The sequence below is a fragment of the Microcoleus sp. K4-B3 genome, assembly GCF_036704615.1.
Classification (GTDB): domain Bacteria; phylum Cyanobacteriota; class Cyanobacteriia; order Cyanobacteriales; family Microcoleaceae; genus Microcoleus.
The window spans coordinates 18,121-35,407 of the sequence record NZ_JAUBSF010000005.1; the positions used below are offsets into that span (position 1 = coordinate 18,121).

The window sequence follows — 17,287 nt, forward strand, 5'->3', positions numbered from 1 at the left end:
TTCCTTTTTCAGGTGACATGAGATTTTAGGTAGTCCCGGCTTTTCAAAACAGAGATTCTAGTTTTAGTTATTTCTTGTCTCCTGCTGCTGTTGTAAAAAGTGCGATCGCTCTTCCATTTGACAGAGGGTACGGGCAACTAAAGCGCAATGCAGGGCGTTGTACGTTACTGCCAATTGAATCACCTCTTTCTGCACTGTTTCCTGAAGTTTCAAAAAGTGCGATCGCCCAGAGTGTTGGGTTTGTTAAGGATTCCTAAAAAAAGATGCAGTAAGTAGGGGACATTCTCACGGGTTGGGTCGAACACAGCGCGAGCCCCCATCAGGAAATTTCTCGCTCAAACTCTTATCGAAATAATACTGACACCAAAATTCTGCTACTTCCAACAACAAGGGTACAGATTCAGCAACGATACCCGAACCAGACTGCAATCCATAACGTTCTACATATTCTGCGGCTAGTTTATAAGCCCAATAGGGAAAGTTTTCCTCCACAAAACACCGCAGTGCATACTCTAATTTTAGTAAATCTCCGCTGCGGACAAAGCGCACCGTCGTCCACCTAAAATTGCGGTAGTTATCCCCTTGCAACCCATCAATTTCTCTCAATAAGCTGTTGAGAGATTGCCGGCTTTCGTAACTAGGGTTTTCTCGGTAACTTTGCATCAGCGAAATTGCTTCATCCACTAACTGTTGTTGCTGTTCCCATTCTTCATCGGTGAAGTGTTCGGGACAAGCTGTCTGATTCATCTGCTGTTGTACCCGTTGAGTAATGTAGATCCCAAACTTTTCGGCGGCAACTTCATCAACGCACAGACTTTTGATACTCGTCAGCCTGGTTATCGGTATGGCAAATCGAGCTTTTTCAACTTCCTTAGTTGCTTGAATCCATTTTTTTATTTTATTGGCAGTAGCACGTTGTTGGTTGTTTTGTTTCATTTTCAATTGCCTACAACTCTTAATGTCCTGATTGAAGCAGCGCTCCAGAAAGCAAATCTGTTAGTTTGAGTGTAAGAGCCCACTGGTTCATATAAGCGATATCGAGCCGACCCAGTTGCACTTTCAAAACTCCCAACACATCCCTCCACTGTTTTTGGGAACCGCCGCGAGTGAGTTTGTACCAACTGAGTTTTTGTAAGACGATATCTTCGGGCGAGTAGATGTAAATTCCCTCTTCTTGTAAGCCGCTAACAGGGTATCGATTGATTGCGGCTTGTATCCTGACTTGACTGTGACTGTTGGTATCGGCGGCATGATGCAATCTCGCGTAAATCCATAGATTCCATAATTGTATTCCAGAATCAAAGTTTTTCAGGTGGGTTGAAAAAAATAAGATCTTTCCTTAATTATTGCGAACAATTGAACCTGTCAAAACACTTGCTATAATTAGATCCAGAGCAAAGGCAATAGTTGCTATAGCCAGTAACCAGATGGCAATATTTAGACGTTGACCTTTCTTTATTGCTGCCTCCTCAAATACTTCTATAGCTTCTACCCAAGTATTTATAATGTAAGCTCTGCATCTTTCCTCTGACAGATTGTACCAATAATCAGTCATTAAATCTTTTGGTTTGACAATATGACCGAGCTTGTTGGATGTTAGTCCTGTAGCACAGGCAAAAATAGATGCAGCAGAGAATCCGCATACCATTACTTTTAGTATCAAACAAGTAAGACACCCTGTGTTTTCTCCCGGTAAATCCGCAGCAAACCTTAGTAGCAATCCCCCAAAACCCAAAAATGTTCCCAGTTTCCCATTTTGGTTATCTAAGTCTTCCTTCCGAGCTTTGTAAACTGACTCTGTATACTCGTAAGCTAGGTGAATATTTGTAGACCCATTTGCATCTTCTATAATGTAATGAGTGTTATCATCTTCCATAATCATGTCTAATACCAATAATCCAGAGAAACCATCTACTCCCGGCTCTTCACAGCCTCTCATCCCTCAAAAAGCCAAAGGTTTTACCGGGCCTGCAAACCAAACACCGCCTGCCACACCAAGTGAGGGAACAGTAGCCAAATTCGACGGTGGTCACGAAAACATTGTAACGTTTAATCACCAACCGAAAAATTCCGGCTAAGACTTTTTTCACACAACTGTTCTTGAGAGAGATGATGATATGGACTTAAATCAAAAGTCTGGCAATCACCGATGGCGATCGCGACTAATAAAAGCTGGAGGGGATATTCTACTAATTTTCGGCACAGGTTTAAGCGTTTTTACCTGGAAGGTCTTCTCGCCACCTTGTGTTGAGCTACTACCACTTCCCAAAAATTTGGTTTCTCTAGAGTCACCAGAAGGACAACAACTACTGAGTCAGAGCAACAGCAAACAGGATTTTCAACCACTTAGCACCCACATTGAAACCCAAAAACGTCCAGCCTATTGTGGTGTGGCTAGTAGTGTGATGGTTCTGAATGCACTCGGCAGCAAAAGACAGGGCTATCGCCCTCTAACCCAAGACACCTTTTTTAATAGTCAAACCCAGAATATCCGTTCTTCTTATGCAGTCACTTTTTCGGGGATGACTCTTGATGAATTAGCGGCTTTACTGAGAAGTCACAACATCAAAGTTGAGGTCTACTATGCGTCGGGGACAACACTTAACCAATTTCGTACCCAAGCTCAAGCCAACCTTACGCGTTCAGGGGATTATATAATCGTAAACTACCAACGCTCTGTTTTGGGTCAAAGTAAAAGTGGGCATATTTCTCCCCTCGCTGCCTATCACGAGCAAAGCGATCGGTTTCTGATTGAAGACGTAGCCAGTTATAAATATCCGCATGTATGGGCTTCTACGGAGAATCTTTGGAAAGCGATGAATACTACTGATTCAATTTCCAAAAAGACACGGGGCTATCTAGTTGTGCGTCAGTGAAAGAAAGAATTAGGTATTGCATAGCTGGGCTTCAATCACTTACTAAAAAATGACAATAGTGCGGGGTTGTCAAAAGTAATTGGAGCATTATGCTATCTTTGATTTTAAATTTATCAGTTGAGAAAAGCATTATGTCTAAGCTTTTTGCGGTTGTTGTAGCAACCATTCCAGAGTATTACGACTCCAAAATCGCTCACCCAGAACACGATTAAAATCAGCTAGCTTCGTTTCGCGAGCAACAGGAGAAAGGAATACTACTGTGAGTAAAGCCCGTTTTTTCCCCATGATGGAACGGGACTTTGGGTGATTTAAACAGAAAATGTGGAAGAGGCTCAAAGGATTGTTAATAGTAGTCCCCGTGCGTGGGATGGTATGTTAGCGGAATCTACTCTTAATAGTGGAGTGGCAGGTGCATATTGGGTGCGAGCGTTTTGGGGAGAGTAAATAGGGGCTATATATGTTATTCCCATCACTATTACATACCGCCTAACTAAGTAGATGAGTGGGAAAATACATAAGTAGTCAAAAGCGAGGTGAAACGAAGCAATCGCAATAGTTCTGGCAGTTTTACCTTCGGTTACAAAGCAAAGTTGAACGGCTTATTATACAAGGGTTAGAGTTAATAGGCCTCAAAAAAGATCTGGAAGAAGGCGATCGCCACTTGTTCGGCTAACGACCTCCGAGAAATACCTTGGTCGCCGATCGACCGCTCCCGTAGCGATGCGGGGCGTAACCCATCGTCCTTGTCAATCAGCCTATCAATAATCCGCTATCTTTTTCGAGGTTGAGGAGCCTCAACACTCTTACCATCAAGGTAAAAGAGGCGTTGTCACCCCGTCAGATCTACTTCAGTACCTAGCAAAAAAGTTTTCTGTCTACTGACGATCGGTTCTCGCCACGAAAAGTAGAATTGCCCTATCATCTGCTGCACATCATTTGCCGTCTCAAGTTACTGTCTAGTTAGAGAGCGACATAAAAGAATTGATTTCATAGTTGGCAGAGGTAATCTAATCCCAAAACATTTACTCAATAGTGTGGATTGTCGCAAGCTAACAGTCAACAATTCTAGTTTTGTTCTCAATGACACAGCAGAAGCTTCGGACTTGGAGATGACTGCTCGATCGGAAATCTGCTTAACAGACATCTCCGAAAATCTCCAAGCCTTTCACGTGAGCCGTTTGTGGCTATTTGACACTTCGTTTCTAATTGTCAAAAACTAACGAAGCGATAAGCATTTAAAGATTAATTAATAAAAATGAGTCTATTTGAGCTACTGTTTTAATTCATTTTTATGTGATTTTATTTCACTTTAACTAGGTAGAGCAATCGCACCTATTCGCCACCTTACTAACCCATATACTGCTAAAATTATTTGTTCGTAATTCCCAGATTTTAGCCAAATCTTTCCGCAGCTACTCGGAAAATTTTGACGACTCTAATTATCTGCTCTACAACTATTCTTTTTTGGGCGCGCTTGCGATTTTCAGTTTTTGGCTCGGTCGTTAAATCTTGATTTTTCGTTTTCTTATGAGGTGCCGATATTGCTTTTTATCCTACAGAAGCTTTATTTCATTAAAAGAGTTGACCCTCGCTTAATTCTTTATGTCGTTCGCGCCATATATTAATATCACTTGTTGCTCCACTTTCTCCTACTACTACGTCTACTATTTCTTTGCCCGACGGGAGGACTATTAGTTAATTTTTAAATATATGTCTGTTTGGCTTTCCTGAATAATACTTTTTTTGCTTTTGATAGTGTGTAGGTCTTTCACAGGGATGTTCATAGCTGTCTACTCTTAATTCAAATTTACTCTATATTTCTTCTACCCATAGCCAGTCATTTTCATGGTTTTTTACTTGTTCTAATACACTCGCTGGCAACAATTCTCTCAAAACAGCTAACCAATGATGAAAAATGTCATTGGCTGTTGTTTCACTTACGTCAAATTGTACTCCTCACATTTGAAATATCGGCAATTGGTGTAAGTAAACTCAAGTTAATAGGATTTCATTGGCAACTGTTAACTTACGATTTTTCCCGCCTCCCGCTTTAATGATTCTCGTTTTTTTATGCTCTATTTCTGCTTGTTTTCGAGCGTACCAACCCTCAGATTGAACAATTAAACTTATCAGTTGATCGTAGTTAATACCTAGCAATCTTTGAGTTTTCGATGGATGCTTATCAATATGTTTCTGAAGCTGAATCATGTTTTTTTTATAGTTAAAATTTAATTTTAGACTATCTGCGATCCGGCTACCAATTTTGATTTCGGAGATGTCTAAGCTGATACGCAGCTAGATTGTATAATATAAATATAAGATAAGCGATCATTAGTTATAATGTATGCCAGCCAAAAACCATCTATCTCAAAATCAAAAACAGAAACTCATTAAACTCTTAAAAGAGTCGCATGATAATTATGTGAGGGAAAAAGTTCTAATTTTATTGCTAATAAATGACGGAAAAACTTATGGAGAAATCAGTGAATTCATGGAGATTGCTTACACAACGGTAGCTGATTGGTCAGTTCATGGCGACCCAGATAATTTGGAGAGTTTTTTAGAGAAAAGAAGCCCAGGAAATTTTCGCAAAGTCACTCCAGAGTATGAAAAAATATTGATAGATACAATCGATAAAGATCCGGCAGAATATGGATATGAATTTGGGAGATGGACGGCAGCCCGACTAGCAACATATTTAGAAAAAGTCACAGGAATTAAATTGAGTGGTTCTCAAATATCCAGGATACTACATAAAAAAAAATACGTTTACATTTGGGCTAAATATAGTTTAAAGGACAAACAAAATCCCGTTGAAAGAGAAGTATTTAAACAAAAGCTATCCGAGTATTTAAAAATAACAAAACAAAGCCCAGAGCTTTTACAGGTATGGTTTTGGGACGAAAGTGGATATAGAAGAGCGAGTGATAAGAAGAAAAACTTGGGGTAAAAAAGGTAGTCGAAAAAAAATCACAGGTCAAAGGAGAAGAGGCAGAGTAAATATCATGGGTGGATTGAGATATCATGACAAAAAAAGGTTAAATTTTGTAATAAAAAAAGGAGACTCGAATACGTTTTATGAGCAAATTAATGCCTTAAATGATTCGATAGTTCAAGAATGGAGAGAACAGGGTAATCAAGCTGAAAGTTTTGCCGAATCAGGAATAAAAATTGTAATTATTTTAGACAATGCTAGTTTTCATAAAAAGAAAGATATTGTGAGCCAAATATCAGCCGAAATGCCTCATATTATTTGAGAATTTTTGCCACCTTACAGCCCAGATTATAATTTGATTGAATTGGTCTGGCATTCAGCAAAAGAATATATAGCACATCGACTGTTTAAGTCAGTAGAAGAATTGTCAGAATTACTACATAGATTATTAAATGAAGGAGAAATGGTTATCAAATGGGAGCGAAAAATCAAAAATAAAGGCAATGCTGTTTTATCCGGTTTAGCTGCGTAGCAGCTTATCGATCGCTTTGGCTAGCGTGGCATCAAGAGTCTCTGAAATTCGGGCAGCTTCCGAACGAATAATCCCTTGGATTTTTGACTCCTGACAACTCAATTGGTGATAAATCTGGGGAGTAAGATCGCACTCTTGAACACAACGGGATGGTTACACCTATTTATCAACTGTCTCTTTTGGCAAAAATTTCGTATCTTTAGTTTTTTTTATAGCTTCCAATAGTTTGGAAACTTTTTAGGTCGTAGCCTGAAACCCTTGATTTACGGCTAAGCAGAGGGATTGCAGAATCGCCCTGAAACCCTTATTCTACAGTTGCCAATCACACACCATCCGAAGTATTGATCAGAATAATTGACAATAGCCTGCGAGAGCTTGCTGCATAGCCTTTATAGGCTAGCAAATAAAATGTGTGTAGTGGGGGCCGTCGGTTCAAACCGCGGCGCTTTGCTCGACAAAACCCGCCTAATTAAGCGGGTTTTGTCGTTTTTGTAAATATTTTCACTCTTTGGCAATGATTAAACAATCACTGTCAACTTTAGACAGCATATCGGGAAACGCTGATGTGTAGTTGCCATCTTTGTCTACAATCCTGCGGAGTATATATCCGCTGTCAGCAGGCTTGCCGAAAAAGGAGTTTCTTCGATACCAGATATCTCCATTCGGAGTGTTCGGATCTCGATCGATCAAAAAATCAACCAGCCACTCCGGCACAGACAATCCAAACACTATGGGCGTAATGTGCCCGTGCTGCAAAGTTGCATCCGAGAATCGGAACAAGTAGCTGAAGCGAGAAAATTTGACCAAATAAAGTAACATCCGTCCCGCCATTGATGAATAAAATGTCCAGATAATAGGGTCAAAAACGCGCAGCAATAAAGTCAGTTGGTCAGCATTCCAGTCTGAACTGTACATCGTCAAACAATCGTCTGGTAAAACATTCCCGTCCATAAAAAAGATACCTTGCAGGACTTCGGGTAACTCCGCTGGATGTTCTACTTTCATCCAATTCGCGATGTCTTTTAGTTGCTTTTCTTCGATTAACATGGTATTATCTATCCTCAAAATAGTTGTGTTTTGGTTTCCTATTAGATACCCCCTTGATTTCTTAGTCGCTCGATCGGACTTCGTTTGTGTGGCGTGCGGTTTCAACTCACATCTTGCACCATTGCCAATAAGTTTTTCAAGGGCGGGCGGGACACCCCACAAGAAACTTGATGTCTTGTGGAACAGGCCGGAAAGCCTGTTAAGCGAGAATGGTGTAATATCTCAGTTTCAACCGCTGTCCGATCGAGCTTTTGGATTAATTACCCGTGCAAGTTAGGCTCAGAGGCTCGGCGCACTTTGCCTACCGTACTCACGACATCCACCAGCATCTTGAGTGCGATGTCTTTACCGGGGCAAATCCGTCCCGCACTCCGATCGCCCACCCCATGAAATCCCATATGAAAAGGGCAGAGATTCTCGCGCTTAGGGTTGAATTCGTATACCGTAGAGCCCCAGAAACTCTCGTCTAGCAGCCCCAGGCTGAGCGGTATCAGTACCTTGGTTCCGGCAGGGAAAGTGCGCTCTTTGCCCGCTACCGTTGCGGTGAAGGGCTCTGTGGCGACTCGGTGGGTGGCGCTGACGGGGGCCCAGAGGCGGGCGCATTCCAGGAGGAAAAGCTCGATCGACTGGCGATCGTCCAAATCGAGCTCATCCCAAAAATCAATCGGGTTAATTTCGGCCGTCTGCTGTCCTTTATAGGCGGGGAGAGGGCGATATCCCATTGCCGTGTAGCCTAGGTGCAGGGGGCCTTGCAGTCCCGCTATGCCCATAATTGATGTCATCAGCTTTGCCAATTCCCGTTTAGTCATGCCGTTGTTTTCCGAGCTCTCCTCGAAGTCGGCTAAGGCTGGGGAATTTTCATAGATAGTCGCTGCACGCTCGATTAGAGCGGACAAATCCCCGTGTCCAAACAGGTTCAGGCTTTGCAGCAGGTTGCCGATGACGGCGAAGTAGTGCAGCGGGCTTTGGCGAGTGTAATGCAATTCGGTGAGAAGTTCGATCGACTCTGAATCGTCTGGATTAATCCCAAAGATGACGTAGTGCAGGTATCGGACTAAAAATCCCATCCAACCCCGCTTGACATCGGTAAAAAACGCTCCCCCCGCACCGTGCGACATCTCGGCATAATCTGCGGCTAGCCGATCGAGCAACCGTCTGCTGATTTCGTCTCCCTGGCGATCAGTTGTCGCACTGTTGAACAGATATTTCTGCATACAGCTTCGGAATGCTGCGTGGTTGCTGCTACTGTCAGTTTCGCGATCGGACAAAGACAGTAGAAAAAGGTTTCTGCCGCCGACATCTTGGTTGGGCGCGCGATCGGGATCGAGTACAGAAGTACCAAGCCGCCATCCGCGCGCCTGGGGCGATGTGAGTGCTTTTTCTAGGGTGTCAAACTCTCCCATCACGACTTGCCCCGCGCAGCAAAAATTGGCTCCGAAAGCCAGCCGTTTTATCTGCAAATAGGTGGGTTCGTTGGCAATCAAACCCTCAATCAGGGCGATCGGCGGTAACATCGTTTTGCTGAGACTTTCTTCCGGGTTTTGCAAAGCCCAAACCTGAAACTCGTTCAGGGCCGGGTTCATCAGCGATGAGAAAATAGTATCTAAATTTAGGTTCATCATAATTCCTCCGAGAATCCCTCGCCATAACGCGCTTCGCAGTTAGCAGCAAGAGGGTATTGAGCAGTAATAGAGCGGGATTGAATATCCGCTTCATTGCCAAAATCAGTAAATATAACTATAGCCATTTTTTTTGTGCACGCAGTGGCAATATAGAGATAGTTTTACTGAATATGTCTGCGCTCAAGTCTAGCCTTTTTCCGGAGATTGAGTGGAATTTATAACGCTGCCTGGTAAGTAGATCTACTTTCTGCTTCTCAAGTATTAGGCCCTATCTCTGAGAGTCGCACGTAAACCGTAGTTATGTGCGACTACTTGCTATTAAATTTAGCCAAAATCGGCGACATTAATTAGAGTGGACGACACCCCATTCAGAGCGGATAAAATTTCTCCGGTTGCTGACAAACGGATGAAAGTTGCACTGTTTTCTTGAGTAAGTGACAGTTGGGAGAAAGTAAGATTGTTGCCTAGAGAAAGCAAATCTTTTCCGTCTTCAAAATCCAAGATAATATCGATACCCGAATTGCTAGAGAGCAAGAAGCGATCGCTCCCATTCCCTCCTATCAAAGTGTTATCTCCCTCTTCACCGAATAGGAAATCGTCGCCATCACCCCCAATAATAGTATCATTTCCCTTGCCTCCGCGCAAAGTATCATTGCCAGTGCTGCCATCTAGCACATCGTCGCCTCGGTTGCCAAAGATAATATCGCCACCATCGCTACCTGTAATGGTATCAATTCCCTTGCCGCCGTAAAGGGTATCGTCGTCAAAACCGCCATTGATTAAGTCATTGCCTTGATTGGCATTAATCCAGTCATTGCCGTTAAAACCAAATATCAAATCATTTCCCTTTTTGCCACTTAAAACGTCATCGCTGCTGTCGCCGCCTAGAGTATCGTCACCATCAGTACCGATTTTTTGATTGGGGGAATTGTTGACTAATTCTATGCCGCTGTCGGGGAAAGGTTCGGCAGCAGTGAAGTCACTGTCTATATTCTGGCGAATTGTCGGATTATTGACGCTTGCTGATTGAATTTGTGCGTCTAAGGATGTGCCTGTATTTTCTGCGATCGCCTCCTGAATTGTCTTATTTCCGGCTGCGACTTGCTGCAAGTCTTTAGCGACTTCACCTTGTTCTACCTGTTGAACTTCGGCTATTTTAGTAGCTGCATCTGAAAGCGGGAGGTTGCTAGATGCGATCGCCCGTACCCGCTGATTCCCCTCTGCAATAATTTTAGCAACTTCCGGTGCAATATCGGACGCTTTTTGTGCTTGCAGTTGAGTTGCAGCAGACTGAACGATGGTTTGTAATTGTTCGAGACTGGTTAAATCGACAGCCCCGGATTGAATTTGATTGGCAATAGTGGAAATAATGCGATCGGCAATATCGGTTTTAGAGTTAGCCGAAATCTCGCTGATTAAAATTGTCGTCTGAACAACAACGTTTTGTACCTGAATGTGCGCTGCATAAACCGCCAAACCGTTCGGATCGTTTTGAGTAATTGCCTGTAGCGGATCGTAGCCAGTCAAATCAATTGTTGACGGGACTCCAAATGCTGCCTTAACTTTAGTCTCGGCTTCATTAGGATTGATACCTTGTGCCAGCATCTTCTGCATCAGAGTAGTTAAAGGCGTCACAACAGTAGCATCGGGTGTCGCTGTTAGCGCTGTTTGCTGCGGCAAATAAGTAGCGGTACTAATACCGTCTGCAACGACAAGTCTACCTTCATCCGATTCGAGTTCGCCACTGTTATTTTTGTCGAAATCCGGGAGAGATACATCTAAGTTAAAGCTGCCATCGGCATTACTAATTGTGAATGGTTCTTTTTCATCTTGGATGCCGTTAAAGTTAGCATCAAAGAAGACTTTTGCACCTGTGATGTAACTGTTAACACCGCTACCGCTCTTTCTTGAACTTTCTCCAGTGCCAAATTTAGCTATCTCAAATGTGGCAAATCTTTTATCGTATACTATTTTTTCTAAATCGATATCTCCGAAGAATGTTTTAATTTTAAAACCGACTTTTACTCTCGCACCCAAGTAAGCATTAACTTGACCGGATACGTCAAATAATTTCCAAGGTTCGCTGAGGCGTGGAACAATTTCAGAACCTCGAAGTTTACCATCACTTATCCCGTTACTTTCTCCACCATCTACCAAATCAATCCCTATTTTTCCTTCAATTCCGCCTTTGACATCACCCGAGGCAATTCCTAGCTCTAATCTTGCACCGGCTGCGATATTCGCGTTGATTTTGAGTTCCTCAACATCCTCACCAGTACCGTCGGGATTTGCACGATCGCTCACGTAAAAACCATCTAAAACTTTGTAGGCTGATGACCCCGAAAATTCATCATCTTTCCATTCTTTTAATCCGTAAGTATCGAACCCAAAGGCGAGGTGTGCTGACGCATTAAAGTTGCCTTCAATTAACCCTAGTATCGGCCCAAATATAGGAAACACTTTCTGAAAATTGAAGTCTACTCCCAGTTTAGGCATATCGTAGGTGAAAAGGACAACATCTGGTTTTCCTAAAAGAAGTTGAATGGCTGTTTCTGGCTTGGTTAAAATTGGCAAGTCTATGCCGGGAACACTCTTGAATTGATTGACAAATTCTTTTTTATTTCCGCCTGTTTTAGAATTAATTTGTTGAGAAATATCGGAAACTGAGTTGGTCAGTCTCGGTGTTTTGTTTTTGAGGCTAGAATTGGGCTTGGCTACATTAATATTTCCTAAACTGTAGGAACCTAAATCGATGGCAATATTGCCTGAAGAGTTTGAGAAGCTATTTGCCAATTGCGATATCTCGTCGATTTTGATAACTGCATTTAAGAAGTCAGTAGCAACATTACCGCCGGAGAATTTAGTTGCCAGTTCCAATATCGAAACTTTGCCATCTCTATTGTTATCAAAAGGACCATCAACGCCAAGTTCTGACAGTAATTTAGTGTCTGCATTCAGGAAATCGATAACGGGTCTAAACGGGTCGAGAATATCAGAAACAGTGGTGAGTATTGGTTTTGCCAAGTTACTGATAAAGGTTCCTAAATCGAGTTTAAGGTTGTTAAATTCGACTGTCGGGTTAGGCAATCCGGCAAAGGGATTGTCGGTGGTTGGGGAAGCTATATTTCCCTGATTATTTGATGGTAAAAATGAAGATAAATTGGAAGTTTTTCCTGTGTTTGAGCTTGAGGAACCTAGCGATTGATTTAACCCTGAAAACGCTGAATAATTCGCAGTGGATGAAAGTGATGAATTGAAATTTGATAGACCCGCTGAATTTGAAGAGGACGGCGAATTATTTAATTGACCGTTTCTATAATTAATCAGCGGCCAATTGACGGCCAAATCAAAGTCAAAAGATGGAAAAGCAGCATCGCCGTCGATGCTAGTTTTGCCGTGCAAGCCGAGATTGGCATTACTCGTTAAGCTAGATTGAAATAAGTCTTCTAACTGATAACTGCCGTCTAACTCAGACAAAGTTAAACGATTGCCATCATCAGTACCGCCCAGATTATCTAAGTCATTTAACTTGACTTCAAAGTTGGCATCAAGTTGAGTTGGATTTTCAGGATCGTCGGTAAATTCAGCTTGTAAAAAAGCAAGGTTGGCTTGAGCTTTAAATTTCTCAGGAAGTGCTAACTTAAAGTTAGCGTTTAATTTGGTATTGTCCGTATCGATGTAGCAGCCAAAATCTTTGTTGTAACCGACGCCAATAGATAATTCATAGTCAAATCCAGATTTTTGAGGTGTCTTGAAAAGACTGGCAACTGGCGAAATCAAACTCTGAGAAGGAACGATAGCACTAGAACGAGAGCCATTACTACTATCTATAACAGGTGCTAAGGCGGCTGAATTACTGATAGTATAATTGAGGCTTGATGCTTCTAAATTATTGGATAAATTGGCAAAGCGAGAGAGATTTGTAGTCGGTGAGAATGCGACAACTTGATTCGATAGCTTCGGAGGGTTTTCGACTTTCAATCCGAGTGCTGGCAGCCCTAAATCTTTAGCAAAAGTAATATTATCAAGCTGATATTTTTTTCCGATTTTAATGACTAAGTTACTGTCATTTGGATTTGAACTACTCTCGACTTTAACATCGAATGTTGACCCAGCAGCCTCACGAATGCTATTTTCTAGCTGACTCGGTGTGAAATCGGTTGCATTTTTTACGGTATTGACTAGACTATTTTTGAAATTGCTAATAAAATTCGGAGAAATGTCGCTTAGTCCTCCTAAGATTGGCAGTTTGAACGCATTCAGTTGGTCGTTAACAATGTTTTCCAGTTTGTCTAATCCTTTTTCCAAACCGCACCAAAGGGTTTCGTTATCGGTATTAGTAACGGCGACATCTGCTGCATTTAAGCCGGAGTATTTACTGTCATTGCTGACAGCAGGGCTGGTAACAATAGTGTAAGCTTTATTCCCGTCAGCAACGCTGTCGTCAACTCCTGTTACCATTACCGTTTGTGATCCATTCCAGTTCCCAGAATTGAAGGTCAGCGATACAGGTGAAACTATTCCTTCTGTTGTATTGGAACTTCCTAAATCTATTTTGACATCAGCAGTAGGTTGACTGTTGAGTGTGACCTCAAATGTTGCTGTTTGGCCTGCTTCTGTGGTGGTTAATCCACTTACAGGATTAACAGTAATTCCAGCAGGTGTGACTGTTGGGGTTGGAGGTATCGGTGTTGGGGTTGGAGGTGTTGGAGGTATTGGAGGTATTGGAGGTATTGGAGGTATCGGTGTTGGGGTTGGAGGTGTTGGAGGTGTTGGAGGTGTTGGAGGTGTTGGAGGTGTTGGAGGTGTTGGAGGGGTTGGAGGTGTTGGAGGTGTTGGAGGTGTTGGAGGTGTTGGAGGTGTTGGAGGTGTTGGAGGTGTTGGAGGTATCGGTGTTGGAGGTGTTGGAGGTATCGGTGTTGGAGGGGTTGGAGGTGTTGGAGGTGTTGGAGGTGTTGGAGGTATCGGTGTTGGAGGTGTTGGAGGTGTTGGAGGTGTTGGAGGTGTTGGAGGTATCGGTGTTGGAGGTGTTGGAGGGGTTGGAGGTATCGGTGTTGGAGGGGTTGGAGGTATCGGCGTTGGAGGGGTTGGAGGTATCGGCGTTGGAGGGGTTGGAGGTGTTGGAGGTATCGGTGTTGGGGAAGTGTCGTTATCAGTAATGGCGACGCTAACAGGCTCTATTGTGATGCTGTTATAATTAACATCGCTACTGGTAGCAGTATGGTCGATCGCGCCTGCATGATTTCCTTCAACTGCATTGTCATCAACCGCAGACACCGCAACAGTTTGAGCGACATTCCAATTAGTAGCGCTAAAAGTAAGTGCGGTAATTAGTTGAATTTCACTGCCTGTAGTCAAGTTAATCGTAACAGGTGCTGTTGGTTGAGTATTTAACTGAATGCTGTAACTTCCAGTTGCACCGCCTTCCGTTGCAGTCGTGCTGGTAGGATTAATCGTAATGCCAGGAGTTTCATTATCGCTGTTGCTGGCGCTGACATCATCGGGATTGAGATTGCTGTAATTAGTGTCGGTACTGACAGTCGCAGCAGTGACAATATTGTAAGTTTTACTGCCATCAGCGGCGCTGTCGTCAACACCTGTCACCGTTACCGTTTGCGGTTGATTCCAGTTAGCGGGAGTGAAACTTAAACTGTTGCTGGAAACTGTTGCTTCGGCGGGATTGGAACTGCTCAAATCAATGCTAACATTAGCACTTGGTTGACTGTTAAGTTTAACGGTAAATGTAGCGCTGTCGCCTGCTTCTGTCGTCACTAATCCGCTGGCAGGATTGACGGTGACTCCGGCAGTGTCATCATTACCGATCGTAGTTGTAGCGGTAGCAGCGGTAATAGTCGGAGTCGGGCCGGGCGCAACCGGATTTGACACAGTAACAGTAATAGTTTCATCCGGTTCAATTATGGCATCGCCCAACACATCTAAAGTAATAGTTTTCGATGTCTCGCCCGCCGCAAAATTAACCGTACCAGTAATGCTAGTTCCTCCAGAAGTGCCGCCGATATTGTTGTAATCGCTGCTGTTTGTAGCAGTTCCTCCAATTGCATAATTTACACTGCTGGCAGCATCAATCCCGCCGCTGCGAGTCACGGTAAAAGTAACGGGAGTAGTGCCACTGTTGCCTTCGGCGAGGCTGGCAGTACCGGCAGCAATGGCGTAATCTATAGCGTCATTGGCCGGAATAGTTAGTGTTGTTTCTTTTGTTGTACCTGCAATCCCATCAGTAATCGTACCAAAGCTAAACACCGCTGTTTCGGCGTTCTCTGGGATATTGTCAGCTTTGACAGTGACAGCAACATTCTGAGTGAGGGTGTTGGTACCTGCACTGAATGTGAGAGTGGCAGGTGAAAAAGTGTAGTCTGAATCTTGGGTAGCTGTACTGCTGGGGTTAAGTGCGATCGCAACTGTCAAATCTTTGACGGGACTGCTGCTGACAGTAACAGGAATATTAATAATAGTATCCGCGTTTCCTTCTGTGCCGCTGTAGGCAGCAGCACCGAAATTCACTGTCGGTGTATTGTTGAGTAAAACCGAGACGTTGTTAGAACCATAGTTCGCTGTCGCTAAGTCTGTTTTGCCGTCAGCGTTAAAGTCCCCAACAGCAACGGAATATGGATTTGTCCCCGCCCCAAAGTTGGCGATCGCGCCAAAACTGCCCTTACCATCTCCCAGTAAAAGAGAGACATTGTTAGAATTTGTCCCGCTGTTTGCTACAGCTAAGTCTGACTTGTTATCGCTGTTAAAATCCCCGACTGTAAGAGAATAGGGACTTGTCCCCGCATTAAAGTTAGTAGCAGCCCCAAAACTACCAGTCCCTGTTCCTAAAAGAATTGAGACGTTGTTAGATTGATTGTTTGCCGTAGCTAGGTCTAGTTTGCCGTCAGCATTAAAGTCTCCCGCGACGACAGACTGGGGCTTTGTTCCCACATCAATGTTAATAGGGATCCCAAAGCTGCCAGTCCCTGTCCCCAACAGGATCGATAGGTTGTTAGAGTCGTAGTTTGCCGTAGCTAAGTCTAGCTTGCCGTCAGCATTAAAGTCTCCCGCGAGGACAGACTGCGGATTTGTCCCCACATTAAAGTTAGTAGCAACCCCAAAGCTGCCCGTACCCGTCCCCAACAGGATGGATACATTGCCAGCAGTGTTTGCCGTAGCTAAATCTGGGTTGCTGTCCCCGTTAAAGTCACTTACAGCTACAGAAGAGGGACGATATGCCCCCGTGTTAAAGTTGGTGGCGGTGCCAAAGCTACCTGTGCCTGTTCCCAACAGGATGGCTACTTTGTAAGAGGGAAACTCCCCTCCGCTACTCTGCGGTGCAACTATATCCAGGTTGCCGTCGCTGTTAAAGTCTCCCAAGGTAAGGGAGTCGAAGTAACTCCCGTAGTTAGTGGCAGTCCCAAAACTGCCTGTGCCTGTCCCCAACAGAATGGAGATGCCGTTAGTAGATCCGCCACCATTGGATGTGGCGATATCTGGTTTGCCGTCTTTGTTAAAGTCTCCTACAACAACGGCATTTGGCAATGTGCCGACAGGAAAGTTGGTTGCGGTACTGAAAGTAGACATGATTGATTTACCTATTAGTTAACAACAATAATCTTTGATGTTTCGAGTTATGAAACTGATGCAAATCGCACCTAAGCTGGCATCAGTATCCCTACGATCGCAAGTACAAACAGGCTGCCCCCCACAGCGATTATTGCTATATTCCATGCCGAAAATCGACTGTTAGGATTGTGGTTGGGTGCTACTAAACTGTTCAGTTCATTCACAATCTCTTGAACTGGAAGCAAAACTATTACAGAGAAAAAACTCACTAGCAAGTATGGTTTTGGCAGTTGGGCACACAGCGTAAGCCCAAGCCAAGCAAGAGTCAGCAAGAATGGACTAAAGTTGGCCTCAATACCGCGCAATTTAGCCCTATTTCTAATTTTAGTAATCAAGGAATAACAAAAAAGACCGTTGAAAAAAGCTCTCCAAAATGGGCTAATTTTGCTTCCAGTTGCGGTTTTGAATAGCTGCCAGTTTTTGTAAAACCAAAAAATTTGATAGAGTCCGAAGGTTACTAGGGACATCACGAGCAACTTAAACCGAGAAACAGGAAAAAAGATTGGTTGTGAGTTTTCGTTCATATCAAAAACCTCATGGGTGGATACACTACTACTCGATCGGGACTTACGCACGGGTGGTCAGAAACCGGGTTTTTTACGATAAAACTTCGTTACAGCCCTTGAACCGGGCAAAAAACCCGGTTTATTTGGTA

The 17,287-nt window shown here is 43.4% G+C and carries 13 protein-coding genes and 2 pseudogenes; 4 read left to right on the forward strand and 11 right to left on the reverse strand.

Translation table 11 applies throughout. The features are described from left to right. Nucleotides 1-63: 63 nt before the first annotated feature. The 4 genes from QUA78_RS04250 to QUA78_RS04265 form a co-directional block, all read right to left on the reverse strand. On the reverse strand, nt 64-213 hold the full coding sequence (locus QUA78_RS04250) for a hypothetical protein (protein ID WP_333301521.1): 150 nt from the start codon (nt 211-213) through the stop codon (nt 64-66). A 72-nt stretch (nt 214-285) separates the two neighbouring features. Beyond that, a complete protein-coding gene (locus QUA78_RS04255) occupies nt 286-936 on the reverse strand; it encodes a hypothetical protein (RefSeq protein WP_333301520.1) in 651 nt (216 codons plus the stop codon). A gap of 19 nt (nt 937-955) precedes the next feature. Next, nucleotides 956-1,258 carry a hypothetical protein gene (locus QUA78_RS04260; protein ID WP_333301519.1) on the reverse strand — a complete coding sequence of 101 codons (303 nt, stop codon included), beginning with the start codon at nt 1,256-1,258 and terminating at the stop codon, nt 956-958. A gap of 81 nt (nt 1,259-1,339) precedes the next feature. Further along, nucleotides 1,340-1,876: a hypothetical protein gene (locus tag QUA78_RS04265; RefSeq protein ID WP_333398599.1), complete on the reverse strand. Its 537-nt coding sequence runs from the start codon at nt 1,874-1,876 to the stop codon at nt 1,340-1,342. A gap of 4 nt (nt 1,877-1,880) precedes the next feature. Here QUA78_RS04265 and QUA78_RS04270 point away from each other — a divergent pair, with 4 nt between their 5' ends. The 3 genes from QUA78_RS04270 to QUA78_RS04280 all read left to right on the forward strand — a co-directional run bounded on the left by QUA78_RS04270 (nt 1,881) and on the right by QUA78_RS04280 (nt 4,096). After that, the gene (locus tag QUA78_RS04270) at nt 1,881-2,078 is read left to right on the forward strand and encodes a hypothetical protein (protein ID WP_333301517.1); all 198 of its coding nucleotides are present in this window, start codon (nt 1,881-1,883) and stop codon (nt 2,076-2,078) included. A gap of 39 nt (nt 2,079-2,117) precedes the next feature. Continuing rightward, a complete protein-coding gene (locus QUA78_RS04275; RefSeq protein WP_333301516.1) occupies nt 2,118-2,876 on the forward strand; it encodes a phytochelatin synthase family protein in 759 nt (252 codons plus the stop codon). A gap of 1,034 nt (nt 2,877-3,910) precedes the next feature. Beyond that, nucleotides 3,911-4,096 (forward strand): hypothetical protein, encoded by a 186-nt coding sequence (locus QUA78_RS04280; RefSeq protein WP_333301515.1) that lies wholly within the window; start codon nt 3,911-3,913, stop codon nt 4,094-4,096. A 172-nt stretch (nt 4,097-4,268) separates the two neighbouring features. Here the strand turns inward: QUA78_RS04280 and QUA78_RS04285 are convergent, their stop codons facing one another. Further along, a complete protein-coding gene (locus QUA78_RS04285; protein WP_333301536.1) occupies nt 4,269-4,418 on the reverse strand; it encodes a transposase family protein in 150 nt (49 codons plus the stop codon). A 270-nt stretch (nt 4,419-4,688) separates the two neighbouring features. After that, nucleotides 4,689-4,820, reverse strand: a pseudogene (locus QUA78_RS04290) (transposase family protein); the annotation flags it as partial. Nucleotides 4,821-5,220: 400 nt separating this feature from the next. Here QUA78_RS04290 and QUA78_RS04295 point away from each other — a divergent pair. Further along, a pseudogene (locus QUA78_RS04295) lies at nt 5,221-6,343 on the forward strand (IS630 family transposase). 501 nt (nt 6,344-6,844) lie between these two features. Here the strand turns inward: QUA78_RS04295 and QUA78_RS04300 are convergent. From QUA78_RS04300 to QUA78_RS04320, 5 genes are all read right to left on the reverse strand, one after another. Further along, the gene (locus QUA78_RS04300) at nt 6,845-7,390 is read right to left on the reverse strand and encodes a hypothetical protein (RefSeq protein WP_333301513.1); all 546 of its coding nucleotides are present in this window, start codon (nt 7,388-7,390) and stop codon (nt 6,845-6,847) included. Nucleotides 7,391-7,650: 260 nt separating this feature from the next. Continuing rightward, nucleotides 7,651-9,012, reverse strand: a complete 1,362-nt coding sequence (locus tag QUA78_RS04305; RefSeq protein WP_333301512.1) for a cytochrome 450 — start codon at nt 9,010-9,012, stop codon at nt 7,651-7,653. Beyond that, on the reverse strand, nt 9,009-9,137 hold the full coding sequence (locus QUA78_RS04310) for a hypothetical protein (protein ID WP_333301511.1): 129 nt from the start codon (nt 9,135-9,137) through the stop codon (nt 9,009-9,011). The genes QUA78_RS04305 and QUA78_RS04310 overlap by 4 nt, the downstream gene beginning before the upstream one ends. Before the next feature lie 199 nt (nt 9,138-9,336). Next, nucleotides 9,337-16,590, reverse strand: coding sequence for an FG-GAP-like repeat-containing protein (locus QUA78_RS04315; protein ID WP_333301510.1), 7,254 nt, complete (start codon nt 16,588-16,590; stop codon nt 9,337-9,339). 71 nt (nt 16,591-16,661) lie between these two features. Continuing rightward, nucleotides 16,662-17,156 carry a hypothetical protein gene (locus QUA78_RS04320; RefSeq protein ID WP_333301509.1) on the reverse strand — a complete coding sequence of 165 codons (495 nt, stop codon included), beginning with the start codon at nt 17,154-17,156 and terminating at the stop codon, nt 16,662-16,664. Nucleotides 17,157-17,287 lie beyond the last annotated feature (131 nt).

Coding starts and splice junctions, on each gene's coding strand:
- QUA78_RS04315 (WP_333301510.1), bottom strand. CDS start 16,590: ATGTCTACTTTCAGTACCGCAACCAACTTTCCTGTCGGCACATTGCCA.
- QUA78_RS04310 (WP_333301511.1), bottom strand. CDS start 9,137: ATGGCTATAGTTATATTTACTGATTTTGGCAATGAAGCGGATATTCAA.
- QUA78_RS04300 (WP_333301513.1), bottom strand. CDS start 7,390: ATGTTAATCGAAGAAAAGCAACTAAAAGACATCGCGAATTGGATGAAA.
- QUA78_RS04270 (WP_333301517.1), top strand. CDS start 1,881: ATGTCTAATACCAATAATCCAGAGAAACCATCTACTCCCGGCTCTTCA.
- QUA78_RS04320 (WP_333301509.1), bottom strand. CDS start 17,156: ATGAACGAAAACTCACAACCAATCTTTTTTCCTGTTTCTCGGTTTAAG.
- QUA78_RS04275 (WP_333301516.1), top strand. CDS start 2,118: ATGGACTTAAATCAAAAGTCTGGCAATCACCGATGGCGATCGCGACTA.
- QUA78_RS04265 (WP_333398599.1), bottom strand. CDS start 1,876: ATGGAAGATGATAACACTCATTACATTATAGAAGATGCAAATGGGTCT.
- QUA78_RS04255 (WP_333301520.1), bottom strand. CDS start 936: ATGAAACAAAACAACCAACAACGTGCTACTGCCAATAAAATAAAAAAA.
- QUA78_RS04305 (WP_333301512.1), bottom strand. CDS start 9,012: ATGATGAACCTAAATTTAGATACTATTTTCTCATCGCTGATGAACCCG.